The sequence below is a fragment of the Methylobacterium amylolyticum genome, from assembly GCF_030700245.1.
In the GTDB taxonomy this organism is placed as follows: Bacteria; Pseudomonadota; Alphaproteobacteria; order Rhizobiales; family Beijerinckiaceae; genus Methylobacterium.
The window spans coordinates 25,323-50,564 of sequence record NZ_JAUYZI010000035.1 but is presented as its reverse complement, the minus strand read 5'-3'; the positions used below and the strand labels follow the sequence as shown (position 1 = coordinate 50,564).

The window sequence follows — 25,242 nt, the reverse complement described above, 5'->3', positions numbered from 1 at the left end:
TGTTCGCTCCGGCGCACGCGGGTCCGGCACGACGGGGCGACCGCGCCGACCGGCGGCCGCACGCCCCTCACCACGCGGCCTGAAGGCCTGCCGAGATGATCTGGGCCGTGGCGCCCGGGCGCAGCTCGGCCGAGTAGGCGAGCGAGAGATACGTCCCCGCCGCGACCGCGCCGCCGACGTTCAGGCCGATGACGGCCCCGTCCCGGGCGAGCGCGCTCGTCCGGGACGCGAACGGCGCGCCGAACAGGGCGGAACGCACCACGGCGGCGGTGTCGGCCAGCTCGTGGGCCCAGTAGGCGCGGGCGTCGACGCGCAGGCCGTCCACGCCGAACGCGCCGAGGCCGGCGACGCGACCGCCCACGAGCGTCCGCGCCGCGTCGAGGTCGGCTGTGGCGAAGGACTGAGCGACGAGGCTGTTGCGCTCGTCGGCGCGCCGCCGGATCAGCCGGTCGTAGCTGAACCCGACCTCCGGGATGACGTCGACCGGCAGCCCCGTGCGGAGCGCGTAGCCCGCGAACCCGGACACGCCGAGATCGCCGCCCGTCGGAGCGCCGCTCGCCCGCGCCGGCGATCCTCCGAGGGCGACGGTGCGGTCGATGCGCGCGTCGACGTAGGACCCGCCCGCCTGCCCGCGCAGGACGACGTCGCCGAGGCGGGTGCTGGCGTAGAGCGTACCGCCGTAGCTGTCCGCGGCGAAGCGCCCGAGCCCGAAGCTGCCGCCCGTGCCGCGCGACGACCCGTCCGTGCGCAGGTAGCTGAACGCCGCGCCCACGAGGGTGCTCGGTCCGACCGAGCGGTCGACGCCGAGCAGCAGGCCGCCGGCATCGAAGCCCGCCCCCGCGGCCGCCCGGTCGCCGGCGCGGTCGCCGCGGCCGTACAGGGCGTCCGCCCAGATCCGACCCTCGCCGATCGCGAGGGCGGGGGCGGACGGGGCCGCACCGGGCCGGGCGCGCAGCTCGATCGCCGTCCGGTTGGGCCCGATTCCGGGATCGCCGGCGCTCAGGCCCACCATCGCACCGCCGCCGCCGGTGAGGTGCCGGTCGATCGTGTCGGCCACGAGTCGGCGGGCGGCGAGGTCGGCCATCACCGCGTCGCCGTAGGTCTGGCCGGACAGGCTCGCGAGGCCGGCTCCGAGGAAGGCGGGGGGCGCGGTGTAGAGGGCGTCGTAGACCCGCGCGCGGGCCGCGTCCGGCCGGGTGCCCGCCGCCGGGCGGGCGAGGTCCACCGCCGCGCCGACCGCGCGGGCGTTGCCGCTCTGGGGCAGGCCGACCGCGGCGAGGTTGCCGTAGGCGGCGGGCGTGACCACGAGATCGAGGCCGTCGGCGGCGTAGAGCGCGTCGAAGCGCGTCGCGGCCGGCAGGCCGGCGGCGGGCTGGGCGAGGCCCGCGAACGATCCGCCGAGCCCGGCCTGGGCGACCAGCACGTTGAAGCGCTGGCCGAGCGCGGGCGTGAACCCGTTGGTGGCGCTGCCGGCGATGCCGCGCAGGGCCGGGGCGAGGGTGCCGCCGGCCGCGACCGCGCCGGTCGGTCCCACCGCCAGCAGCCGGGCGTAGCTGCCCGCCCCGGTGCCGGTGCCGGTGCCGTCGATGTCGAGGCCGAGGGTGCTGCCGGGCGCGAAGGTCACCGGCCCGGCCACCGTCAGCGTGCCGGGCGAGTTGCCCGGCCGCAGGGCGCCCGCCACCAGGATCGGCGCCGCGACGGTGCCGATGCCGCGCAGCGTCCCCGCCGCGGCGACCGTCACCGGCGCGGTCCACAGGCCGTTGAGCGACAGCGTGCCCGCCTCGACCGCGGTCGGGCCGGAGATGCGGCCGGTGCCGGTGAGCGTCAGCGTCCCGCTCCCGACCTTGGTGAGCCCGGTGGCGCTGCCGCCGTCGACGAAGGCGCCGGCATAGGTCGATGCGGCGGCGCTGCCCACCGTCAGGCGGCCGTTGCCGATGGCGCCGCCTGCGCCCCCCGACAGGCTCGCGGCCGTCAGCGCGCCGCCGCCGAGGTCGAACGCCCCGTCGTTGACCAGGGCGGTGACGCCGGCCAGCGGCCCGGTGATCAGAGCGGTGCCCGCGTTGCCGAGCGCGCCGGTGAGCAGGCCCGACAGCCGCGCGACCCCGGTATTCGAGACGGACCCGTTCAGCGCGCCGTCGCTGACGAGGAGGCCGGCATTGCCGATCGCGGCGGCCGACAGCGCGGCGCCCGGGGCGACCGACACCGTGCCCGCGCTGTCGAGCGTTCCACCGAGGGCGTAGGCGCCGCCGGAGGCGACGTTCAGGCTCGCGCCGGCCGCGTTGGCGAAGCCGCCGTCGCCCGCCACCGCGCCCGCGACGGCGACGGTGCCGGCCGCGTTGACGACCGACCCGTCGATGCGGCCGGCGCTCGCCACCACCGTGCCGGTGTTCCGCAAGCCCCCGGTGATCGCCCCGGCCGTGGCCAGCACGCCCGCATTGGTGACGCCGCCGGCGATCGTGCCGGTGTTCGACGCGAGGCCGACGTTCGCCAGTCCCCCGGTGATCGCGCCGGTATTGGACAGGATCCCCGCGTTGGCGACGCCGCCCGCGAACGTGCCCGCGTTCGTGGTGAGGCCGGCGTTGGTCACGCTGGCGGCGACGAGGCCGGCATTGGCGAAGGTGCCGGCCGCGGCCACGCTCACCGGCGCGAGCAGGCTGCCGGTCGCGGTCAGCGCCAGGGTCCCGGCCGCGACCGCGGTCCCGCCGGCATGGGCGCCGGTGCCCGAGAGCGTCAGCGTCCCGGCGCCGGCCTTGGTGAGCGCGCCGGGCCCGCCCAGCGCGCCGGCGATCGACACGCTGTTGCCGCCCGTATCGATCGTGCCCGCGCTCGCGATCTGCACCGGCCGGCTCGCCGGCGAGTCGATCCGGCCGGCGGCGAGCAGGGTTCCGCGGTCGAACACCAGGGCGTTGGTGGTGCTGCCGTCGCCGAGGGAGGCGGTGGAGGAGGCCACCAGGGTCGAGCCGCCGGTGACCGTCGTCGCGCCGGAATAGGTGCTGGTCCCGGTCAGCGCCAGCCGGCCGCCCGCGAGGGTGAACCCGCCCGTGCCGAAGAGGGTGCCGTCGAAGGACGTCGAGCCGTTGGACACGGTCAGCGTGCGGGCGCCGAGCGCGACCTGGCCGGCCCCGGCGAGCGTGGTCACGCTGGTGCCCGCGCCCGCGACCCCGGAGATGTCGAAGGTGCCGGTCACGGAGACGAGCCGCGAGGCGGCGATCGAGCCGGCCCCCTGGAGCGCCAGCGTACCCGCCGCGACCGTGGTCACCCCGGTATAGGTGTTGACGGCCGACAGCACCGCCGTGCCGGGACCCGTCTTGGTCAGCGAGCCGGGGCCGGTCCCGTCCGCCACCGCGCCGGCGAAGGCCGCGGTGCCGAGGTCGATTTGGAGGGTGCCCGGTCCGTTGAGCGTGATCGGCCGGGCGGTGCTGAAGCCGTCCGCCAGCACCTCCAGCGTGCCGCCGCCGAAGGCCAGCCCCCCGCTCGCCGCGCCGAGGTTGCGGTCAGTCGACACCGCCAGGGTGCCGCCGTTGATCGCGGTGCCGCCGCCGTAGCTGTTGGTGCCGGACAGTTGCAGCGTGCCGATTCCGGTCTTGATCAGCCCGCCGGCTCCGCCGATGTCGTTGGCGAAGCGGCCGTTGTAGCCCTTGGTGTCCACCGTCCAGGTGGTGGTGAACTGTCCGGGCCCGTCGATCGCCTTGCCGAGGTTGAGCAGGCCCCAGCCGTAGATCGCGGCCGGCCCGATATTCGTGGCGGTCGTGAACATCGTCTGGGCGATCTGCGGGGCGGTGAGGAACGGGAAGGCCTGCATCAGCACCGCCGCGGCGCCCGCGACGTGCGGGGCGGCCATCGAGGTGCCGCTCATCACCCCGTAGTTCGAGCCGCCCGGGCCGTTCCCGACCTGCACGGTCGAGACGATCTGGACGCCGGGGGCCGCGATGCACCACGCCGCCGTGACGCCGCACCAGTTGCTGAAATCGGCGATCCGGTTGTTGCGATCGACAGCCACCACCGACACGATCGAGCCCGCGAGCCCGGAGAAGTCGATCCGGCTCTGATCGACCGGACCGGTCGGCGCGATGTCCGGGCTGTTCCCCGTGTTCGTGTAGAACTGGTAGACGCCGCTGCCGGCGTTGGCGGGCTTGATGTACGGGTAGAGGGCGGCGCCGCTCGGATTCTGCGTGACGTCCGGCTGGCTCTGGCGGTCGTTGCCCGCGGCGAAGACCAGGAGCATGCCGCTGTCGGCCGCCCGCTTGAGCGCGTTGTACTCGTCCATGTCGGACAGCGCGTATTCCTGCCGCGAGAGGCTCCGGTAGGTCGGGTTCCTGGCGCCATTCCTGTCGGTCGGGGCCGACAGGGTCGGTCCGTAGCTTCCGTTGAAGACCTGGGCCCGCTGCCGCGTGGCGTGGTCGATCGCCGCCGGCCCAGCGTCGTCGAGTCCCCCGAGATCAACTTTGAGCTGGTCGGAAGCCAGCGTGTAGAGCGTCAGGTTGGTGCTCTCGTAGGCGACGCCCATCATGCCGACGCCGTTGCGGGCGGCGCCGATCGTCCCGGAGACGTGGGTACCGTGCGCGTCGTCGAAGTCGGGGCCAGGGGTGACGTAGCCCGGGGCCAGTTCCCCGGCTCGCACGCCCGTGAAGAAGTTGCCCGAGGCGGACGAGATCCGGCCCCGGAACTCGGGGTTGTTCGCGTCGATGCCGGAATCGTAGACCGCGACCAGCACGCCGAGGCCGGTGAAGCCGCGCGCGTAGGCCGTCGCCGCGTTGATCTGCGCGAGGCCGTAATCGGCCCGGTACTCGGGCGTGTCGAAGTCCGCCGCCGTCAGGCCGAGGGTCGAGGGCGAGCGGGGGACGTCGATGCCCTGCGCGGCGGCCGGCCCCAGGGCCGCGGCCAGCGCGGTCAGCGAGCAGCTCAGCTTCAGCCACGGGCGTGTCCGGAGGCCCCGCCGCGGCTGCGGGATCCCGAGACGTTCATCGGCCCGACCGACGTTCAGCGTCCGTGCGGCGAAAGACGATATCACGGGCGACTCTTGTCCATGTCACGGGGAGAGACATAAAGCCGATACAATCGCCGCGAACCGGCCCCTATGACGCCGTGGCCACAGCAACCCGCCAGCACAACACTTGGCACTGGCGTCACCCCCATTTGAGACGGAACGCCCCCTTGTCACGACTGCTGGAAGACCCGGTGGGCCGAGCGGCCGAGCGGAACGCCAGAACGCGGGGACGGACGGCGTTCGACGGGTCACGTCGGCCGGGAGCAGGAACAGGATCCGAGCGGAATCGATGCGGGATGATGAGGCGAGCACCGCCGGGGATCGCGACCCGGCGCCGGAGGCCACGGTCCGGTGCCTGCGGTTCGAGCCGCCGGACGACCGGCGCGACCTCGGCCGGGCGTGGCGGGAGCACATCGCGCCGGTCTTCGCCGTCAGCTTTAGGCCCGAGACCGATCTGAGCGCGCCGATCGCGATGCGGAGCTACCATCTCGGCGAACTCCTCCTCGGCGACGTGATCGCGCCCGCTCACACCCTCGAGCGGACGCCGGACATGATCCAGCAGCAGGGGATCGATCACGTCCTGCTGCAGTTCTACCGGCGCGGAGAGAGCGTGGTCGAGACGGAGCGGCTGACGCGCCGCGTCACGGATGTCGACTGCATCGTGTTCGACCTCGCCCAGCCCGTGCGCATCGTCGCGGGCGCGGTCGACGCGACGAACGTCGTGATCCCCCGGGCGCGGCTCGAGGCGCTGGGCTGCCGGCCGGACGCGCTCCACGGCCAGGCCCTCGACCACGACGGCGATCCGTTCGGGCGCTTGGTCCACGCCTTCGCCGCCAACGTCGTCTCCTGCGGCGACCGCCTCGACCAGCGCGAGGCCCTGTCGGCTTCGTCGGCGATCACGCGGCTCTGCGCGACGTGGCTGACGGGCCGCGAAGACGCGACCCCGGCAGGCCAGAACCCGGATCTGCGGATCCGGGTTCGCCGCTTCGTGGAGGCGGAACTCGGCAACCCGGATCTCAGCCCCGCCCTGATCGCGGACAGGCTCGGCCTGTCGCGCTCGACGCTCTACCGCCTGTTCTCCCCGAACGGCATCGTCTCCTACATCCGCGACCGGCGCCTGATGCACGCGATGCGCCTGCTGATCCGGGGCGCGGCGCCGCGACCGGCGCGCGTCTCGCAGGTCGCGTTCGCGGCGGGCTTCTCGGACGAGCGGACCTTCCGGCGCGCCTTCAAGCGCCGGTTCGGCTTCATTCCGAGCGCGGCCACGCTGCACCACGTCGCCGCCGGGTCGGCCCGCGTCGACACCGCGATCCTGCGCACCTGGATCGAGAGCCTGTGAGCGCACGCGCCGGTGCGGCATCCCCAATTTTTCCTTGTCCGTGCGTCTCGGAGATCCGAGCCTCGGACGCTTCCGTGTCCTCTATCGCGCTGGAGAGCCGCTGCGCCGATGCAGAAAACGCTCTTGCCGAGTGCTTAAACTTCGAATGGTTTCGTCAATGTTCGTGTTCTTCGTGTTTACAAAACGATGTATAATCGAAGCTTGACCATATTGACGGCAACTTGAAAAGCATGTTTATCGGTTCGGCAGGCGAAGTGTGATGGACTCGGTGCCGGTCGGGAAGCGTGCATGCCGACCGGGCCAGGGTTCGCGGCGGGAAGTCTGAGTTGCGCGCATCGGCCCCTGCGGCCGCGTGGCAGGCCTGCACCCCCTGTCGCCTTCCGTTTCATCGATCACCGTCTAGTCCCAGGGTAGAGGTTCCCATGACCGGCAAGCACGAAGAGTTCATGGCCCGCGCGATCGCCTTGTCGGAGAAGACGTCTCTGATCGACAGCGCCGGCGGGGTATTCGGCTGCGTGATCGTTCAGGACGGCGAGATCATCGCGGAAGGCGCCAACCGCGTCGTCGCGGAGAACGATCCGACTTGGCACGGGGAGATCGAGGCCATCCGCAAGGCCTGCAAGTCGCAGGGCAGCTTCAAGCTCCGCGACGCGACGCTGTATACCAGCGCCGAGCCGTGCCCGATGTGCATGGCGGCCGCGTACTGGGCCGGCATCAAGAGGGTCTACTACGCCGCCCAGGTCGAGGACGCGCTGGAATACGGCGGCTTCGACGACAGCATGATCTACGCCGAGCTCAAGAAGGACGTCGGCGACCGCTCGATCCCGACCGAGCAGATCATGCGCGAGGAGGCGGTCGAGGTGTGGAAGAAGTATTCCCAGAAGGCGGACCGCGTCCCCTACTGATCCCCCGATCCCGCACCGGATCGCAGTTCAGGCCCGCTCGGTCGTCTCCGTCCGGGCGGGTCCTCCCGCGCGCAGTGCTTCAGACATGGACATCGAGAGCCTGAAGAGGGCCTGTCGGGGCCCGGTCATCGCGCCGGACGACGCGCGGTTCCCGGACGCGATCCACGGCACGCTGTGGAACCGGCTGATTCCCGACCGCGCGCCGCAGGTCGTCGTGCAGGCCGCGGACGAGCAGGACATCATCGCCGCGATCAGGTTCGCCCGCGCGAACGGCGTGAAGGTGGTGGTCCGCGGCGGCGGACACAACTGGTGCCAGCCGACGCTGCGCAACGGCGGCATCCTGATCGACCTTCAGAACTTCACCGATGTCGTCTCGATCGACGCGGCGGGCCGCAGGGCCGTGATCCGGCCCATCATCAGCAACCGCGACATTCAGAGGGCCCTGAATCCCCTGGGGCTGGCCTTTCCGACCGGCCATTGCCCGCAGGTGAAGGCCAGCGGCTATTTCCTCGGCGGCGGCATGGCCTGGAATCCCACGGTCTGGGGCTACGGCGCCGAGAGCCTGGAGGCGGTCGAACTGGTCACCGCCCAGGGAGAGTTGATCACGGCCAGCGAAACCGAGAACCCCGATGTCTTCTGGGCCGCGCGCGGTGCAGGGTCGAGCTTCTTCGGAGTCGTCACGAAGTACGTCCTCAAGCTCCACCCGCTCCCCAAGGCCATTCACGGCAGCACGTATTTCTTCCGGCTCGATGACGCGCCGGCCATCGGCCACTGGCTCGGCGACAGGGCGCCGACGATGTCTCCGAGCGTCGAGCTGAGTCAGTTCATCGTCCAGGCGCCACCGGCGCTCAAGGACGCGGCCGCCGCGCAGAACGGTTGGGTCTGCATGGTGACCGCAACGGCCTTCGAGGAGACCCCGGAAGCGGCCGGGCTCGCGTTGCAGCCGCTGGAGCAGGCGCCGATCCGGGCCCTGTCGCGCTCGACCCATGTGCCGCTCGATTTCGAGCAGCTCTTCGATGCCTCCGGTGCGCTCTTTCCGGAAGGCGTTCGCTCTCGGGTCGAGGCGACCTATTCCAACCACAGTCCCGGGGCGCTGATGGAGGCCATCCTTCCCCTGTGGCCGGCAGCGCCGTCGGCGACTACCGTGTTCCTGCTGACGATCTTCTGCGGCCCCGACGTTCCGGGGCCGCAGCGCGACATGGCCCGTTCGATGACCGCGAAGGTCTACGGCGGTCCTTGGACCATGTGGCGGGATGCGGAGGCGGATCAGGCCAACGCCGACTGGCATCTGGCGATGACGGCGGCCCTGGAGCCCTACAAGATCGGGTACTACATCAGCGAGTCCAACACGGCCGATCAACCCGACATCGTGCCGAAGGCCTTCACGCCCGAGAAGTGGGCGCGGCTCCGCCGCCTGCGCGACGCGTATGATCCGGATCGCGTCTTCTTCGATTACCGCGAAGGCTTCGACGGGCCTTGAGCGGCGAGGACGCCGCGATCGTCCACCGAGGCGGAAGAGAGAGCATCGTCCCGAAAGGTTGTCACCGGCTTTCGGAAAAGATGATGCAAAATCAAAGGGCCAGCGCATCGTCCTGGATCCGACATCCAGGACGATGCGCTGGCGTTCGCGAGCCGCGGCGATCTCGGCCGGGGGCCGATCACCCTCGTTGGACGCGGGACATGGGCGCCGCCGGTCCTGATCACCCGCGAGCGCGCAGGTGATCACCGGCGGCGAGGGAGCCGGCCTCGGTCCGCGGGTGGACGGGGACGGGGATGCCGCGGCCCGCCCGACGGCACGGCCTCAGGCCGGACACGCAGGCGTGACGGCGGGACCAGGGCCGGGAGCCCCGGCCGCACGCAGCCGAGCCATGCTTCGCGGGCGGGGCCGCCGCCTTGACGGTCGGCCCCCGGCCAGCGACAGCCCGCACCGGGAGAAAAGCGCCTGGGACGGGCTGATCGCGAAGAGCCAATCCCAAGAGGAAGCAGCGTGAAGGCTTTCAACCTCAAGGCCTGGATTTTCTGGGCCACTGCCGTGTGCGTTTCGAGTTTCTGCCTGGCGCACCTGTCGTCCAAGAACGGCGCGGGGCATGAGAACTCCTTTTTCGTCTTCCTCGTCGTCTTCGGCTCGGTGGCCATCTCGCTGTGGTCGGTGTTCCGGCACTACCGGACGGCGGCGTGATCTGAGGGCGTCGGGCGCGTCGCCGCGCCCGCGGTCGCAACCGCGAGTCTTGAGCGTCCCTCGCTTAACCGGAGTCCCGGCCAGCGGGGGCGTGCCGAGCCGCGCTCAGACCGCCACGTCGGCCTGGATCGCGGCGTGGGGCGCGTAGTTGTCGACCGCGAAATCCGCGATCCCGTACGCGTCGATGCTGGCGGCTCGGCGGGTCAGCCGCATCTGCGGGAGGGGCCGGGGCTCGCGCGCGAGCTGCGCGCGCGTCTGCTCCAGGTGGTTCAGGTACAGGTGCACGTCGCCGCCGACCCAGACCAGCTCGCCGGGCGTCAGGTCGGCCTGCTGCGCCAGCATCAACTGGAGCGCGGTGGCCCCCACGAAGTTGAAGGGCGCGCCCAGCAGCAGGTCGGCGGACCGCTGGAACAGGAGGCAGTTCAGGCGGCCGCCCGAGGTCACGTGGTACTGGTAGACCATGTGGCAGGGCGGCAGGGCCATGTCCCCGATCTCGGCCACGTTCCAGCCGTGGAACAGCATGCGCCGGCTGGCGGGGTTCTCGCGCAGGGTCCGCACCAGCTCGGCGATCTGGTCGTGCGCGCGTCCGTCCGCCCCCAGCCACTGCCGCCACTGCTTGCCGTAGACCGGGCCGAGTTCGCCCCACCGGGCGGCGAAGGCGTCGTCCCCGACGATCCGTTCCTCGAACGCTGCCTGCGTGATCACCTCGCCCGTCTCCCGGCGGTAGCGGGCCAGCGGCCAGTCGGTCCAGATCCGGACGTTGTCGCGCAGAAGCGCCTGGATGTTGGTCCCGCCGGTGAGGAACCACAGCATCTCCTTGACCGCGGTCTTCCAGTAGACGCGCTTGGTGGTGAGGATCGGCGCGTCGCCGCCGGACAGGTCGAAGCGGATCATCGCGCCGAACACCGAGCGGGTGCCCACGCCCGTGCGGTCGATGCGGGCGTCGCCCGTCTCCAGGACCCGTTCGAGCAGGTCGAGATATTGCCGTTCCGGGTGTGGCATGGTCACGCTCCCCCACAGCGCGGCGGGCCGACGGGCGCACCGGTGAGCCCGGACGGACCCCGTCATCACGCGATCGGGCCCGGCCTCGAGCCCCGTCCGCCGCCCGGGACCGGCCGGGGCTCGCGCACATCCTCGGTAGCGGTCCGGCCTTTTCGAACGGGTTAAGCGGCGCCCGGCGCACCGGGATGCACGGCCTCGCTCATTCCGGCCAGAGCAGGTAGGCGACCAGCGCGAGGTTCGACCAGCCATGCAGGGCCACGCAGGGCCAGAGCCGCCCGGTGCGCCAGCGCAGCCAGCCGAGCGCCAGGGCGAGCGGCACCAGCGAGACCGGCCGGGCGAGCCCGAAGGACGAGACGTGGGCGGCAGCGAAGATCGCGGCGGTGGCGAGGATCGCGCCCGCGGGGCCGAGCCCCTCGCGGGCGCGGGCGTACAACTCGCCGCGCATCAGCAGCTCCTCGGCCACGGGAGCGAGCAGGGCGAGGTAGACGAGCCACGCCGCGACAGCCGCCGGGCTCAGGAACGGCGACAGCCGGACGTGCCGGCCGAAGCTCGCGCCGAAGACCTCCGCCGTGCCCGTCACCCACGCGATGTGCAGGACCGGCCAGACCAGCAGCAGGGCGAGCAGCGCGACCGGCCGCATGCCGTTCGGGCGCTCGCGGTCGAGGGCGAGGCGAGCCCGCCAGCCGGCGCCCGCCCGCCGGACCGCGATCCCGATCACGAGGGCGGCGAGGAAGACCTGTCGGAGGGCGTCGACGGCGAAGGCGCGGTGGGCGAGTTCCACCGCGCCGAGGAACGGTCGCCGCTCGGGCGGCAGGAACGGGTCGATCCCCGCCCACAGGTCGAAGCCGATGCGCACCACGGCGAGCGAGAGGAGGCTCGCGGCGGCGAGGCAGGCCAGCGCCGTGGCGATCATCGCCGCGAGCGCCCGGGCCGCCGCCCGGGGGGGCGGCGCGCCCCGCGCGGCCCGGGTCTCGGCGCACCACTGCGCGCTTCCGGCAACAGGCCCCGGCTCAACCCCGCTTTCGGGCGCGGACGCGGCGCGTTCGGGCTTCAAAACCGGGCCGATCCCCTCTATATTCGCCCTGCCGGTCGCGAGGCCGGCTATGGCGATAAACGTTCTTCGCAATAAACCTATCGGACCCGGGGGCGGTACCCGGCGCCTCCACCCGAACCCAGGACCGATGGCCGCAAGGCCGCGGGGTGCGCTTGGGCTCTGGCGGGGGCGAAATAGGATCGACGAGGGCGTAAAGGTTGAGCTTTCGCTCGGCATGGTTCCGCCGTTATCGGGCCATTGCAATAGTTGCCAACGACAACTTTGCTCCGGTGGCGGTGGCCGCGTAAGCGGTCCCCAAAACCGATCTGAAGTCCTAGCGGGTAGCACCGCATAGGCGGGGTTCGGAGGCACCTGGCAACAGAAGCCTTCACTTCAGAATCCTCGGTCCAGCCATCCGCGGCGGGGCGCCGGGCAGGCCGGACAGAGCGACCGCGACATGGCAGACGACCTGATCCGCTACGACCTCCTGGTGCAGGACGCCCTGCGCGGCGTCGTGCGCAAGGTGCTCACCGACGCCGCCCGCGACGGGCTGATGGGCGAGCACCACTTCTACGTCTCGTTCCGCACAGAGGCCCCCGGCGTGCGGATGTCGCAGGCCCTGCGCGACAAGTACCCGCAGGACATGACCATCGTCCTCCAGCACCAGTTCTGGGACCTCGCGGTCACCGAGCACGCCTTCGAGGTCGGGCTGTCCTTCTCCGGGGTGCCGGAGCGGCTCCTGGTCCCGTTCGACGCCCTGTCCGGCTTCTTCGACCCGTCCGTGCAGTTCGGCCTGAAGTTCGACCTCAGCGAGGCCGCCAACGAGGTGCCCGCCGAGGCCGCTCCGGCCAAGGCCGGCCCGCGCGGCGCGGCCTCAGAGCCCGGCGAGGTGAGCCCGAAGGGCACCGGGCTCGCCGCGATCGGCTCGAACGTCCCGAAGGTGCTGCCGGCTCCCGCCGCCGGCACGCCCGGCAAGGGGGACGAGAAGGCGCCCCGCCCCGCCGCCCGCAAGGAGGGCGAGGAGGGCAGCGCCGAGGTCGTCAGCCTCGACGCCTTCCGCAAGAAGAGCTGAGCGCGCCGGCGGCCATCCGGTTGCTCCGTCCCGAGGATTGAGCGGCATGACCGACGCCTACGCGCTCCAGATCGCCGGCATCTCGGCCGTGCTCTCCATCCTGGGACTCGGCAGTCTTCTGGTCGCCGCGCGCATCTACGACCGCAACACGCGCCGGCTCGAAGCCGCCGCCCGCGACCGCAGGTAGCGCTCACCCACGCGCCTCGGCCTCCATCCGCAGTCCCTGCGCCGGCCGCAGCGTCACCCGCTGGAGCGGCAGGACCGGCGGGTGGTCGTCGGGCAGGCGGAAGCGCACGGCGCGGACGATGTGGGCGAGCAGGATCGTCGCCTCCTGCACGGAGAAGCTCAGGCCGATGCAGATCCGCGGGCCCGCCCCGAACGGCAGGTACGCGAAACGCGGGATCCGGTCGCGGTTCTCGGGCAGGAACCGCTCCGGCACGAACGCCTCGGGCTCGTCCCAGAGCAGGCGGTGGCGGTGGACCACCCAGGGCGCCACGATCACCACCGAGCCGCGCGGTACCTTGATCCGGCCGAGCCGGTCGGTCTGGAGCGCCTGCCGGCTCAGGAACGGCACCGGCGGGAACAGGCGCATCGCCTCCTCGACTACCGCCCGCGCGAAGGGCAGGCGCTCCACCGAGACGTCGCCCGCGCCCGCGGCGTCGACCTCGGCCTCCAGCCGCGCCAGCGCCGCCGGATCCTGCGACAGGCAGTAGAGCGCCCAGGTCAGCGAGACCGCGGTGGTCTCGTGGCCGGCGGCGATGAAGGTGTTGATGTTGGCCTTGACCGCGTGCTCCGACAGGCCGACCCCCGTCTCCGGGTCCTGGGCGGCGAGCAGCAGGGTCAGGAGATCGCGCGGCGCGGTACCCGCCTCCATCAGCGGTCGGCGCCGGGCGATCAGGGCGTCGACCACCTCTTCCAGGTAGCGTCCCGCCGGCCGGGCGCGGAAGCGGCCGATGCGCGGCACGAAGTCGGGCACGCCGAACATGTCGAGCGGGTCGATCTGGCCGGCCGCCTCCAGGAAGCGGGTGATCGCGCGGCCCAGCGCGTCCGGGTCGCTCGGCAGGCCGGTGGTGAAGATCGTCCGCTCCAGCACGTCGAGGGTGACGCGAGTCATCTCCAGGAACACGTCGACCCGGGCGCCGGCCCGGCGCCGGAGCCGCCGCGCCAGCCGGGCGCCGGCGGCGTTCATGGCCTCGGAGAACCCCTGGACGGTGCGGGGTGAGAAGACCGGCGCCAGGGTGCGCCGCTGGAGCCGCCACTCGTCGCCCTCGGCGCTGAGCAGCCCGTTGCCGAGCCCCGGCGCCAGGATGCGGCGCTGGAGGTCGTCCTTGCGATAGGCCGCCGCGTTGTCGACCAGCACGTGGCGGATCAGGGCCGGGTCGCTCACCATGGTGATCCGGCCGACCATGCCCTCGGCCGCGACGATCGGCAGGTCGAAATGCGCCTCCATCAGGGTGGTGATCAGGTTCTTGCGGCCGTGCCGCAGGAAGTCGCGCAGGCCCATCGGCTGCCGCAGCGGCGGCGGCACCGCCGGGCGGAAGCGGGTCGCGGCATCTCGGATCGGCTCAGCGATGATCGTGCTCATCGGCTCCTTTTCGCCGGATACAGGGCCCGGCCCGTGTCGGGAGGCTCAGGAATTGCGCCATCGCGCTTCCCGCCCGTCTCCGGTAAGTAGGCGCCGCACCGCACCAGACGTAGAGGCCACGATGTCGCCCGCCGAGACCCAGACCGCGACCCGCACCGAGTCCGACACCTTCGGTCCGATCGAGGTCCCGGCCCACCGCTACTGGGGCGCGCAGACCCAGCGCTCGATCCAGAACTTCAAGATCGGCACCGAGCACATGCCGGCGCCGCTGGTCCACGCGCTCGGCCTCGTGAAGCAGGCCGCCGCGCTGGTGAACAAGGACCTCGGCGCCCTGGAGCCGAAGCTCGCCGACGCCATCGCCGCCGCCGCCGCCACCGTGGTCGCGGGCGAGCACGACGACGAGTTCCCCCTGGTGGTCTGGCAGACCGGCTCGGGCACGCAGTCCAACATGAACGCCAACGAGGTGATCGCGAGCCTCGCCAACGAGGCGCTCGGGGGCCAGCGCGGCGGCAAGGCACCGGTCCACCCCAACGACCACTGCAACCGCGGCCAGTCCTCGAACGACACCTTCCCGACCGCGATGCACATCGCGGTGGCGCGCGAGATCGAGGGCCGGCTGATGCCGGCGCTGCGGCACCTGCACGCGGCCCTCGACGACAAGGCGAAGGGTTTCGACCACATCGTCAAGATCGGCCGCACCCACTTGCAGGACGCCACGCCGGTCTCGCTCGGCCAGGAGTTCTCCGGCTACGCGGCGCAGGTGGCGCTCGGCGGCGCGCGCGTCGCCGCGACGCTGCCCGGCGTGCTGGCGCTCGCGCAGGGCGGCACCGCGGTCGGCACCGGCCTCAACGCCCACCCCGAATTCGCCGACAAGTTCGCGGCCAAGGTCGCGGAACTGACCGGGCTGCCCTTCACCTCGGCACAGAACAAGTTCGAGGCGCTGGCCACCCACGACGCGCTGGTGTTCACGCAGGGCGCGCTCTCGGCGCTCGCCGCCGGCCTGTTCAAGATCGCCCAGGACATCCGCCTGCTGGGCTCGGGGCCGCGCTCGGGCCTCGGCGAGCTGTCCCTGCCCGAGAACGAGCCGGGCTCGTCGATCATGCCGGGCAAGGTCAACCCGACCCAGTGCGAGGCGCTGACGATGGTCTGCGCGCAGGTCGTCGGCAACGGCACCACGGTGAGCTTCGCCGGCTCGCAGGGCAATTTCGAGCTGAACGTGTTCAAGCCGGTGATCGCCAACGCCGTGCTGCAATCAGTGCGGCTGCTCGCCGACGCGGCGGTGAGCTTCACCGACAATTGCGTGGTCGGCATCAAGGCCAACGAGGACAAGATCGCCGACCTGATGAGCCGCTCGCTGATGCTGGTGACCGCGCTCGCTCCGACGATCGGCTACGACAAGGCCGCCACCATCGCCAAGACCGCCCACAAGAACGGCACCACCCTCAAGGAGGAGGCGCTGCGGCTCGGCTACGTCACCGCGGAGGAGTTCGAGCGCGTGGTGCGGCCGGAGACGATGCTGGCCCCCAGCGCCGACTAGCTTTTTTGGGAGCTTGCCGGCGCGGGTGACCCTGCGCCGGCTCAGGAACTGGGGAGCGCGCGATGGCCGAGATCATCAACCTGCGCCAGGTCCGCAAGGCGCGCGCCCGCGCCGAGGCCGAGGCGAAGGCGGAGGAGAACCGGATCGCTTTCGGCCGGCCGAAGAAGGCCAAGACCCTCCAGCAGCGGCGCAAGGCGCTGGAGACCGAGCGCCACGAGGGCCACCGGCTGGAGCGCGGGCCGAAGACCGACGCCTGAGGGTGTCGCGGTGGGCGGCGACATCGTCAAGCGCTCGGTGATGATCGCGGGCCACCGCACCAGCGTCTCGCTGGAGGCGCCGTTCTGGGAGGCGCTGCGGGCGCTCGCCGCGTCCGAAGGCCGCTCGGTCCAGGCGCTGATCGGCGCGATCGACGCGGCGCGCGGCGACAGCAACCTGTCCTCGGCGATCCGCGTCCACGTGCTCGCCGCGTTCCGGACCCAGGCGTCGCCGTGATCCGCGCCCGACGCCGACGAGGCTGACCGGGACCGGCGCACCCGAGGTCCTGCGGAGATCCTGGGCGGCTTGGGGCGCTGGTCCGATGAGATGGTAAGATCGGAGCCCGTGTTTCGACGGACGACCGGCGCGCCCGGTCGAACCGGCTCCGGGGGTGACACCGCCGGCCGATCGCCGTCGGAACCGGATGTCACGCGGGCATCACGCGATGGACTTATGACGCCGCGACCGGCGATATCCGATTCCTGAAGCGGGGGAGAGCGGCATGTACGGGATGGTGCGACTCGGGCTGGCCCTCACCTGCGCGGCGGCGCCCCTGCCCGCGCTGGCGCAGTCGGCCACCAACCTCACCGCCCTGCGCGGGCTGGCGCCGGTGGCCGCGCTCCCGAAGACGCCGGAGGGCCGGGCGGCGCTCGACGCCAACCTTACGGTCACCGGCGACATCCAGACCGGCACCCTCAAGCAGCCGATCCTGCTGCCGTTCGCCGAGCAGCGGCAGCTCGCGCTGCGCGACGCCTTCATCACCGACGGCAACGGGACCCAACTCGCCGACGGCCTCGGCACGGCGCTCGCCCGCGCCTATCAGGCCAAGGCCTCCTACGCGGACTTCAAGACCTTCACCACCGTATCCCCGGCCGTCAGCGACCTGTTCGGCTACACCAACACGGTGACCAAGGCGGACTCGAACGCCGGCAAGTTCTTCTTCGCCAACGCCACGACCGACGGGAAGAAGCCGGTCTCGCCGGAGGCCGCCGCGATCCTCAAGGACGGCGCCGTCACCGACGTGTTCGGCCGGGCCTACGGGCGCCTCGCCGGGACGACGGGCGCCGACGCGTTCGGCAACTCGCGGCCGTTCCAGACCCTGCCGCTGCTCGTGGCCTACCGGGGCAACGACTATTTCGGCACGCCGTCCCAGAGCCTCGACTGGCTGCTGGGGCCGAGCATGAACCTGATCAACAGCCCGTCCTATCCGAGCGGCCACACGACCTACGGCTACACCGAATCGCTGATCCTCGCGATCCTGGTGCCCGATCGCTACCAGCAGATGATTGCCCGCGCCGCCGAGTACGGCAACAACCGCATCATCGTCGGGGCGCACTACGCGATGGACGTGCTCGGCGGCCGGACGACCTCGCTGCACGCGGTCGCCCACCTGCTGGCCAACGATCCGGCCTATGTCGGGCAGATCCGCAAGAACCCCGCGGTGCTCGACCCCATGACCACCGACGCCGACAAGACGGTCAAGGTCACCGACTTCCCGGCCCTGGTGAAGGCGGCGCGCGCCGACCTCGAAGCCTATCTCAAGGACGCCTGCGGCCGGCCGGTCGCCGCCTGCGCCGCCGACGACGGCGGCCGGTTCCGGGACGCGGCCGCCAACGCGGCCTCCTACGAGGCGACGCAGACCTACGGCCTGCCGGTCGTCCACGCCGACACCGCCGGCCGGACCGAGGACGTGGCCAAGGTCGCCCCCGAGGCCGGCTACCTGCTGACCGCCGCCTTCCCAGAGGTGACCCTGGCGGAGGCCAACGCCATCCTCACCGAGACGCAGGGGCCGGGCGGCGGCTTCCTCGACGACGGCTCGGCCTTCGGCCTCTATTCCCGGCTCAACCTCTACAAGGCGGCGGGCAAGGCGGCGGCCCTGGCCGCCACGCGCCGGGGCCAGAACTCGGCGACGCGCTGACGCGTCCGCCGCGGATGCCGGGTCGCGGGGTCAGGGTTGGAGGCCATCGCGTCCGGCCCGCGAACCTCGGCACGTCGCGTCATCCTGCCCGTGCCCGCACCATCCAGCAGGCCGCATCGAACGTCGCGACGCCGTTCAGCAGGAACGCGGCGTACCCGCGCTCGACGGCTGCCAGGACCTGCTCGCGAAGGGCCTCTTCGAGGTCCGGGAGAATCAGGCCGACGCGGCCCATGCGGCGCGCATAGAGGTCGAGGTCGGCCTTCGGCAGAGCGCACGGGACGTCGAGGGGACTGATTTCAACCGCCCCCCAACCCGCCGCCCGCACGATCCGCTCGACGCGCCGCGCATCGGCGAACGCGAACTGGCCAGGCGCGTCCGGGTCGGGCTGATCGCTCCACCCCAGCAGGGGGCCCGCCGCGCGTTCCGCCGCCGTCATGAACGGGTTGTCTCCCCGGCCGCGCCAGACCACGCACGTCAGCGCGCCGCCAGGACGCACCGCGCTCCTGATGTTTGCGAAGGCGGCTACGGGGTCGTCGAAGAACATCACCCCGAAGCGCGATGCCGCGGCGTCGAACCCCTGCGGAGGGAGGCGATGGCGCTGGGCGTCGCCGACGATGAAGCGCGCGTTGGCTGCGCCCTTCGCGGCGGCTCGCCGGCGGGCGACGCTCAGGAGGAGGTCTGAGATGTCGAGGCCGGTGCAGGTGTCGTGCGGGCCCAGGCGCTCGGCGAAGGCGAGCGTGGTGGAGCCGGTGCCGCAGCCGACATCGAGGATGGTGCCGACCCCATCCTCCACCGCGGTGTCGATCAGGATCCGCTCCAGTGGCAGGAAGAGCCGGTCCAGCACCACCTGCATATCGAGCCACGCGCGCCCGCGCCGCGCCTCCCAGGTCAGGTCCTCGCGCCGCTGCGTGTCCATCAGCCACCTCCCTGTCGCAATCGATGCGACGCGGTAAGGTGCCACCTCAAGCCGACTTGAGGTCAAGCATGGCCCTGATCGATATCGTCGAGGTCAGCCGCCGAACGGGGCTGGCAGCGTCGACCCTGCGCTATTACGAGGCGATCGGGCTGATCGAACCGCTTGGTCGACGTGGCCTGCGACGGACGTATGATCCGGTCGTCCTGGATAGGCTTTCGCTGATCGCGCTCGGCCGGGCGGCCGGATTCTCGCTCGCGGAGATCGGCGGGATGCTCGGTCCGGACGGCGCGTTCCGGATCGACCGGGGCGCGCTGGCCGCACGGGCGGACGCGATCGATCGCACCATCCGGAAACTCGCGGCGCTCCGCGACGGTCTCCGGCGCGCTGCGCTGTGCCGCGCTCCGAGCCACGCGGCGTGTCCCACCTTTCGCCGTCTGCGGATGGCCGCCCTCGGACGCGCGGCCCGCGCGAAGCGGTAGGTCCGGCGTCGGGACCGCACCGCTTCCGGGAGAACCTCGCGCCGGGACGCTATCAGCGGAGAAACGCGCGTCCAACGGACGCCACGCGACGTGCCGGCGCTCGCCGCGCGGCTTCCGAGGGGCCGGCGCGAGATCGATCCGGGCCGTCACGGCACGCGCTTGCGCACCACCGAATCCCCCGTCAGCAGGAACTTCTGTGCGCGCTTGCCGGTGTCGACCTCGGTGGTGAACACGTTGCCCTTGGAATCGACCGCGAGGTTGTGGACCCAGTGGAACTGGCCCGCCATGCGGCCGTTACGGCCGAAGGCGCCCAGGGTCGCGCCGGTCTCGCGCGAGAGGGTGCGCACCTCGTTGTTGGCCCCGTCGGCGTTGAGCAGGAAGTCGCCGCCGGCGTCGGGCCAGAGGGCCAGTTCCCAGACCGAGCCGTTGGCGCGGGTCTTCGGTTCGATGAACATCTCCTTCACGAAGGTGCCGTCCTTGCGGAACACCTGGATCCGGTCGTTGGTCCGGTCGCAGACGTAGACCAGCCCGTCGCGGGCGATGCGCACGCAGTGCACCGGGTTGGCGAATTGCTGCCGGGGCGCCGCCGCCGGATCGTAGGGGCCGAGCTTCTCGTCGGTCGGCGGCTTTCCGTAGGCCCCCCACATCCGCTTGAAGGCGCCGGTGTCGCGATCGAACACGATGATCCGGTGGTTGTAGTAGCCGTCCGCCACGTAGACCTCGTTCATCGCCGCGTCGAAGTCGACGTTGGCGGGCTTGCCGAGGCGGGTCGTGTCGGTGCTGTCGGTCTGCGGGCCGGACTTGCCGATCTGCAGGACGAACGTGCCCTCCGGCGTGAACTTCAGGAGCTGGCCGTCCTGATCGCCGTTGCCGGCGATCCAGACGAAGCCCTTCTCGTCGACCTGGATGCCGTGCTCGTTGCCCGGCCAGTCGTAGCCGCTTCCCGGCCCGCCCCAGCTCCTGACGAGGGTGCCGTCCTGGTCGAACACCAGCACCGGCGGGGCCGGCTTGCAGCACTTGGTGCGCGGCGGGTCGAGGCTCGCGGCCTTCTCGTCGTCGGTGAGCGAGCGCGGACGCTGGATCACCCAGACGTTGTCCTGCCCGTCGACGGCGACGCCCGCGGCCTGCCCCATGATCCAGTCGTTCGGCAGCGGCTTCGGCCAAGCCGGGTCGACCGCGAAGCGGGGCGCGTCGGCGGCACGGCCGGGCGCTCCCGCGAGCAGGCAGGCGAGCGCCGTGGCGGCGGCGAGTCTCTTCATGGCGTCCCCTCCCGGCGCCCGTCCCGGCGCGCGGCGGCAGGATGACGCCCCGCGGAGCCGGCCGCCAGCGGCTCGGTGCCCGTCCGGTGACAGCGGGGCCCGAGAAGAACCGGGGACCAAGAAAAAAGGCCACTCCCGAAGGAGCGGCCCGAAGTCTAGGGAGGAAACGCCCAAGAAGGGCTGCTGAAGGGCGACGCCATCGCCCTCCCGCGCTGCACAATCTGCGCTCGCGCCGGAGAATTGCAAGGGCTCCGGGACGGCACGGCAGCGATTTCGTGCGCCTGCGCACATGCCCCGGGGACGATGTGCTGAAAATGTCGCAGCGCCCCTCGGCCGGCCGAATTCAATGGTCGCCGTTCGGGACCAGGGGCCACCGTCTGCGGAAGATCGGCCCCGTCCCGGTTTCGCGGCGGATCGGGGCCCGAGCATCGCGCGCTCGATTGATCTGAGCCGTCCACATCCGGGGCGCGGACGCCGGCCCACCACGCCCTAGCTTTCACGCGGGGACTTTCGGCGGTTCCGACAGGGGGCGGGGACGGACATGGCGATTCAGAGCGAGCGGATCCGCGTCCTCAACGATGTTCCGGCGCGCGAAGACGGGCGCTACGTCCTCTATCTGCTGCAACAGGCCAATCGCGCCGCGTTCAACCCGGCGCTTGAACTTGCGGTCGAAGAGGCGAACCGGCTCCGCCTGCCGGTCGTCGCCTGCTTCGGCCTGCTCGACGGGAGGAACGGATTCCCGGAGGCGAACGCCCGCCACTACGCCTTCCTGCTCCAGGGTCTCGCAGATGCGAAGGCCGGCCTCGACCGGCGGGGCATCGGCTTCGTGATGCGCCGGTGCTCGCCCGCCGAGATCGCGATCGACCTCGCCCGGGAGGCGGCGCTGCTCGTCCTCGACCGCGGCTACCTCGCGATCCAGAAGGGCTGGTACGCGCAGATCGCCCGGGCGGCGAAGACCCGGATCGTCCAGGTCGAGGGCGACGTGGTGGTCCCCGTCGAGACCGCCTCGCCCAAGCACGAGTTCGCCGCCCGCACCCTGCGGCCCAAACTCCACCGGGTCTGGGAGCCGTTCGTCGAGAACCTCCGAGCCCGCCCCGTCAAGCACCGCGCGGAGGGGCTCGGGCTGGCGGGCGAGATCGACGTCTCCGACCCCGACAAGGTCCTCTCCGGCATGACCCTCGACCGGGATGTCGGGCCGGTGAAGCGGTTCCGCGGCGGAGAGACCGAGGCGCGGCGGCGCCTCCGGGCGTTCCTGAAGGACGGGCTCGCCGGCTACGGCAACGGCCGCAACCGGCCGGAGGCGGCGGCCGCCTCGCACATGAGCCCCTACCTGCATTTCGGCCAGATCTCGCCGGTGGAGATCGCGTTGGCCGTGCGGGAGGCCAAGGCGGGCGATGCGGACGACCGGGGCGCCTACCTGGAGGAGCTGATCGTCCGGCGCGAACTCGCCATGAACCACGTGTTCTACACGGAGGGCTACGACCGGTACGAGCGGGCGGTGCCGGACTGGGCCCGCAAGACGCTCGCCGAGCACGCGGACGATCCGCGCCCGCACGCCTACACGGAGGCGCAGCTCGCCGCGGGCGAAACCCACGACCGCTACTGGAACGCGGCGATGCGCGAGATGCGCGAGACCGGCTACATGCACAACCAGCTCCGGATGTACTGGGGCAAGAAGATCCTCGACTGGTCCCCCTCGCCGGAGGAGGCCTTCGCCCGCACGCTCCGGCTCAACAACCGCTACTTCCTCGACGGGCGCGACGCGAACTCCTTCACCAACGTCGCCTGGGTGTTCGGCCTGCACGACCGTCCGTGGGCCCAGCGCAAGGTGTTCGGCACCGTGCGCTACCAGAGCGAGAACTCGCTGAAGAAGTTCGATGCCAAGGGCTACGTGGCCGCGGTCGAGCGGCTCTGCGCGGCGGAGGGGTGAGGGGGCGCTGCGCCGTCCGCCCCCGTCCTCAGCCCCCATCCTCCGCCCGGGCGCGGCCGACCGCGAACGCCGCCGCGCCCGGGCACCGGGCGGCGCCGATCCCGGCCCGCCTCTTGCCGGCACCGTTTGCATCGCGGACGAGCGTGGCTCTAGACGCAGTCCGGCGAGGCCGGTTCGGCGGGGTGCCGTCCCGGACACGGGCTGGAACGGGGGCGAGGACGCATGGCGGGGACGCAGGACGAGGCGTCGCACGAGGCGCGGAGCGGCGCCCCGAAGGGATCCCGCCGCGCGATCGCCCGCCTGCGCGCCGCCTCCCGGGGGGCCTACCCCCTCTGGCGGGGGCGTCTCCTGTTCCTCGTCGGCGGCATCGGGGTGGGGCTCGCCGCGGTGCTGATGGCCAAGGGGGCCGACCTCGCCCAGGCCGGCTTCCGGCGGATCGTCGAGCCGGAGCCGCTGGTCGCCCTGATCCTGACGCCCGCGGGCTTCGCCCTGGCCGCGCTGCTGGCGCTGACCGTGTTCCCGAACTCGCAGGGCTCGGGCATCCCGCAGGTGATCGCCGCCCGCCACGCCCGGGACGCGGGCTACCGCCAGAGCCTGATCTCGCCCCGGGTCGCGGTCGGCAAGGTCCTCGTGCTGTTCCTCGGCCTGTTCTGCGGGGCGTCGGCGGGCCGCGAGGGGCCGACCGTGCAGGTCGGCGCCGCGATCATGGCGGCCTTCGGCCGGCTGACGCCGGAGCGCCTGCCGGGCCTGCTGCTCGCCGGCGGCGCGGCGGGCGTCGCCGCCGCCTTCAACACGCCGCTGGCCGGGATCGTGTTCGGGATCGAGGAACTGGGCCGCGCCTACGAGGCGCGCTCCTCGGCGCTGATCGCCGCCGGGATCGTGGCGGCGGGCCTGACCTCGATCTGGCTGAGCGGCAACTACACCTATTTCGGCACGACGCAGGCGACCCTGCCGGCGAGTGCCGGATGGATCGTGCCGGTGCTGGCGCTCGTCGGCGGGCTGGCGGGCGGCGTCTTCAGCCGGCTGCTGATCCTGTTCGCCCGCGGCCTGCCGGGACGCGCCGGGCGCCTGATCCGGCGGCGTCCGGTGCTGTTCGCCGCACTCTGCGGTCTCGGCGTCGCCGGCTGCGGGCTGGCCTCGGGGGGCGCGGCCTACGGCACCGGCTACGAGGAGGCGCGGGCGATCCTGCACGGCGATTCGGCCGCGAGCCTCGCCTTCGCGCCGCTGAAGTTCGTCGCGACGGTGCTCAGCTCGGTGAGCGGCATCCCCGGCGGCCTGTTCGCGCCCTCGCTGGCGGTGGGCGCCGGGCTCGGCGGCACGGTGCACGTGATGGCGCAGGATCTGCTGCCGGGGGTCGAGGTGGGCGCCCTCGTGCTGATCGGCATGGTGGCCTACCTCGCCGGCGTCCTCCAGGCGCCGATCACCAGCTTCGTCATCGTCACCGAGATGACCCAGAACCACGCGCTGATCATCCCGCTGATGATCGCCGCGCTGATCGCCGACGCCGCGTCGAAGGCGATCTGCCGGGGCGGCCTCTACCACACCCTGGCCGAGATCATGCTGGAGCGCGCCGCGCCTCCGGAGCCGGCCGCCCCAGCCGCCGCGGAGCGCGGCTGAGAATAAAGGCTTGCGCGGCGGGTTTTGCGCGGAACGGTCGCGCTTGAAGCCGGTTGAGCGACCGATCGTTCACGCCCGGGGCCGCCGGGCCTTCCGGAGTGAGGCGCATGACCCTTCTGAAATGGGCGCTGATCTGCTTCGTGGTCTCGCTGGTCGCGGGCGCGCTGGGCTTCACCGGCATCGCCTCGGGCGCGAGTTCGCTGGCGCGCATCCTGTTCGGCCTGTTCCTGCTCGTCGCGATCGTCATCGTCGTGATCGCCTTCGCGGTCGGGCAGGCGGTGTTCTGAGCGCGATGCGGGGGCGGGTCTGCCTCGTCACCGGGGCGACCAACGGCATCGGCTACGAGACGGCGCTCGGGCTCGCGCGGATGGGCGCGCGGGTCGGGATCGTCGGGCGCGACGCGGTCCGGACGCGGGACTGCGCGGAGGGGATCCGCGCGGCCGTACCGGGCGCCGCGGTCGACGTGCACGTGGCCGACCTGTCGTCCCAGGCCGAGATCCGGCGGCTCGCGGCCGAGCTGCGGGCGGCCTACCCGCGCCTCGACGTGCTGGTGAACAATGCCGGGGCGATCTTCGACCGGCGGGTCCTCACGGCCGACGGGCTGGAGCGCACCTGGGCGCTCGACCATCTCGGCTACGTGCTCCTGACGCTGGAGCTGCTCGAACCGCTGCGGGCCTCGGCCGCGGCCGGGGCCAGGCCGCGGATCGTCAACGTCGCCTCGGAGGCGCACCGGCGCGGGCACATCGACTTCGACGACATCGCCGGTGCGCGGCGCTTCGGTGCGATGCGGGCCTATTGTCAGGCGAAGCTCGGCAACGTGCTGTTCACCTACGCCCTGGCGCGGCGTCTGCCCGGCATCGCCGTCAACGCCCTGCACCCGGGGGTGATCAATTCCGGCTTCGCGCGCAACACGGGCGGCGTGCTCGGCTTCGCCTGGGGGCTGATGCGGCCGCTGCTGAAGAGCCCGGAGCAGGGCGCGGCGACCTCGCTCCACGTGGCGAGCGAGCCCGGGCTCGACGGCGTCACCGGCCTGTACTTCTCCCGCTCGACGCCCCGCACCTCCTCCCCCGAGAGCCGCGACGAGGCCGTACAGGAGCGGCTCTGGGCGCTCAGCCTCGCCCAGGTGGGGCACGCCGACCCCGCACTCTGAGGGTCCCGGGGCGGCCCGGGTCAAGGCGCACCGGCACGACGCCGCACGCGCGATTTGGGCGCAGAAACATCGATCCCTC

Annotated in this window: 21 protein-coding genes and 1 other RNA gene; 16 read left to right on the top strand and 6 right to left on the bottom strand. The window is 72.2% G+C overall.

The window, feature by feature from the left end:
- Positions 1-67 precede the first annotated feature (67 nt).
- Positions 68-5,011 carry a S8 family serine peptidase gene (locus Q8W71_RS22300; protein ID WP_305527604.1) on the bottom strand — a complete coding sequence of 1,648 codons (4,944 nt, stop codon included), beginning with the start codon at positions 5,009-5,011 and terminating at the stop codon, positions 68-70.
- 265 nt (positions 5,012-5,276) lie between these two features.
- Between Q8W71_RS22300 and Q8W71_RS22295 the strand changes: the two genes are divergently transcribed.
- The 4 genes from Q8W71_RS22295 (at position 5,277) to Q8W71_RS22280 (ending at position 9,410) form a co-directional block, all read left to right on the top strand.
- The gene (locus Q8W71_RS22295) at positions 5,277-6,326 is read left to right on the top strand and encodes a helix-turn-helix domain-containing protein (protein ID WP_305527603.1); all 1,050 of its coding nucleotides are present in this window, start codon (positions 5,277-5,279) and stop codon (positions 6,324-6,326) included.
- A gap of 422 nt (positions 6,327-6,748) precedes the next feature.
- Positions 6,749-7,231, top strand: coding sequence for a nucleoside deaminase (locus Q8W71_RS22290; RefSeq protein ID WP_305527602.1), 483 nt, complete (start codon positions 6,749-6,751; stop codon positions 7,229-7,231).
- Positions 7,232-7,316: 85 nt separating this feature from the next.
- On the top strand, positions 7,317-8,711 hold the full coding sequence (locus tag Q8W71_RS22285) for an FAD-binding oxidoreductase (protein ID WP_305527601.1): 1,395 nt from the start codon (positions 7,317-7,319) through the stop codon (positions 8,709-8,711).
- Between the two features lie 507 nt (positions 8,712-9,218).
- Positions 9,219-9,410 (top strand): hypothetical protein, encoded by a 192-nt coding sequence (locus Q8W71_RS22280; protein WP_305527600.1) that lies wholly within the window; start codon positions 9,219-9,221, stop codon positions 9,408-9,410.
- A 105-nt stretch (positions 9,411-9,515) separates the two neighbouring features.
- Here the strand turns inward: Q8W71_RS22280 and Q8W71_RS22275 are convergent, their stop codons facing one another.
- Positions 9,516-10,412 carry a thymidylate synthase gene (locus Q8W71_RS22275; protein WP_305527599.1) on the bottom strand — a complete coding sequence of 299 codons (897 nt, stop codon included), beginning with the start codon at positions 10,410-10,412 and terminating at the stop codon, positions 9,516-9,518.
- Positions 10,413-10,611: 199 nt separating this feature from the next.
- Positions 10,612-11,466 (bottom strand): CPBP family intramembrane glutamic endopeptidase, encoded by an 855-nt coding sequence (locus Q8W71_RS22270; RefSeq protein ID WP_370875505.1) that lies wholly within the window; start codon positions 11,464-11,466, stop codon positions 10,612-10,614.
- On the opposite strand from Q8W71_RS22270, the gene ssrA reads away from it, so the two are divergent.
- The 3 genes from ssrA to Q8W71_RS22255 all read left to right on the top strand — a co-directional run bounded on the left by ssrA (position 11,458) and on the right by Q8W71_RS22255 (position 12,704).
- Positions 11,458-11,838, top strand: a transfer-messenger RNA (tmRNA) gene (gene ssrA, locus Q8W71_RS22265). The two genes, Q8W71_RS22270 and ssrA, sit on opposite strands and share 9 nt — an antisense overlap.
- A 64-nt stretch (positions 11,839-11,902) precedes the next feature.
- Positions 11,903-12,517, top strand: coding sequence for an SspB family protein (locus Q8W71_RS22260; RefSeq protein ID WP_305527597.1), 615 nt, complete (start codon positions 11,903-11,905; stop codon positions 12,515-12,517).
- A gap of 46 nt (positions 12,518-12,563) precedes the next feature.
- Positions 12,564-12,704, top strand: a complete 141-nt coding sequence (locus tag Q8W71_RS22255; protein ID WP_305527596.1) for a hypothetical protein — start codon at positions 12,564-12,566, stop codon at positions 12,702-12,704.
- 3 nt (positions 12,705-12,707) lie between these two features.
- Here the strand turns inward: Q8W71_RS22255 and Q8W71_RS22250 are convergent, their stop codons facing one another.
- Entirely contained in the window at positions 12,708-14,102 is a 1,395-nt protein-coding gene (locus Q8W71_RS22250) for a cytochrome P450 (RefSeq protein WP_305527595.1), read from the bottom strand.
- A 121-nt stretch (positions 14,103-14,223) separates the two neighbouring features.
- Between Q8W71_RS22250 and fumC the strand changes: the two genes are divergently transcribed.
- The 4 genes from fumC to Q8W71_RS22230 all read left to right on the top strand — a co-directional run bounded on the left by fumC (position 14,224) and on the right by Q8W71_RS22230 (position 17,812).
- Positions 14,224-15,639, top strand: a complete 1,416-nt coding sequence (gene fumC, locus Q8W71_RS22245; protein WP_305527594.1) for a class II fumarate hydratase — start codon at positions 14,224-14,226, stop codon at positions 15,637-15,639.
- A 62-nt stretch (positions 15,640-15,701) separates the two neighbouring features.
- Positions 15,702-15,896 carry a DUF4169 family protein gene (locus tag Q8W71_RS22240; RefSeq protein WP_305527593.1) on the top strand — a complete coding sequence of 65 codons (195 nt, stop codon included), beginning with the start codon at positions 15,702-15,704 and terminating at the stop codon, positions 15,894-15,896.
- A 10-nt stretch (positions 15,897-15,906) separates the two neighbouring features.
- The gene (locus tag Q8W71_RS22235) at positions 15,907-16,131 is read left to right on the top strand and encodes a ribbon-helix-helix domain-containing protein (RefSeq protein WP_305527592.1); all 225 of its coding nucleotides are present in this window, start codon (positions 15,907-15,909) and stop codon (positions 16,129-16,131) included.
- Positions 16,132-16,396: 265 nt separating this feature from the next.
- Positions 16,397-17,812, top strand: a complete 1,416-nt coding sequence (locus Q8W71_RS22230) for a phosphatase PAP2 family protein (protein WP_305527591.1) — start codon at positions 16,397-16,399, stop codon at positions 17,810-17,812.
- Between the two features lie 79 nt (positions 17,813-17,891).
- On the opposite strand, the gene Q8W71_RS22225 is transcribed toward Q8W71_RS22230, so the two are convergent.
- Entirely contained in the window at positions 17,892-18,728 is an 837-nt protein-coding gene (locus Q8W71_RS22225; RefSeq protein WP_305527590.1) for a class I SAM-dependent methyltransferase, read from the bottom strand.
- Positions 18,729-18,796: 68 nt separating this feature from the next.
- On the opposite strand from Q8W71_RS22225, the gene Q8W71_RS22220 reads away from it, so the two are divergent.
- A complete protein-coding gene (locus Q8W71_RS22220) occupies positions 18,797-19,207 on the top strand; it encodes a helix-turn-helix domain-containing protein (protein ID WP_305527589.1) in 411 nt (136 codons plus the stop codon).
- A gap of 146 nt (positions 19,208-19,353) precedes the next feature.
- On the opposite strand, the gene Q8W71_RS22215 is transcribed toward Q8W71_RS22220, so the two are convergent.
- Entirely contained in the window at positions 19,354-20,466 is a 1,113-nt protein-coding gene (locus tag Q8W71_RS22215) for an NHL repeat-containing protein (protein ID WP_305527588.1), read from the bottom strand.
- A gap of 541 nt (positions 20,467-21,007) precedes the next feature.
- On the opposite strand from Q8W71_RS22215, the gene Q8W71_RS22210 reads away from it, so the two are divergent.
- The 4 genes from Q8W71_RS22210 (at position 21,008) to Q8W71_RS22195 (ending at position 25,163) form a co-directional block, all read left to right on the top strand.
- The gene (locus Q8W71_RS22210) at positions 21,008-22,396 is read left to right on the top strand and encodes a deoxyribodipyrimidine photo-lyase (protein ID WP_305527587.1); all 1,389 of its coding nucleotides are present in this window, start codon (positions 21,008-21,010) and stop codon (positions 22,394-22,396) included.
- A gap of 222 nt (positions 22,397-22,618) precedes the next feature.
- Positions 22,619-24,013 carry a chloride channel protein gene (locus Q8W71_RS22205; protein WP_305527586.1) on the top strand — a complete coding sequence of 465 codons (1,395 nt, stop codon included), beginning with the start codon at positions 22,619-22,621 and terminating at the stop codon, positions 24,011-24,013.
- Between the two features lie 107 nt (positions 24,014-24,120).
- Positions 24,121-24,300, top strand: coding sequence for a DUF1328 domain-containing protein (locus tag Q8W71_RS22200; RefSeq protein WP_305527585.1), 180 nt, complete (start codon positions 24,121-24,123; stop codon positions 24,298-24,300).
- A 5-nt stretch (positions 24,301-24,305) separates the two neighbouring features.
- Complete coding sequence (locus tag Q8W71_RS22195; protein WP_305527584.1) at positions 24,306-25,163, top strand: SDR family oxidoreductase; 858 nt, start codon at positions 24,306-24,308, stop codon at positions 25,161-25,163.
- Positions 25,164-25,242: the final 79 nt, after the last annotated feature.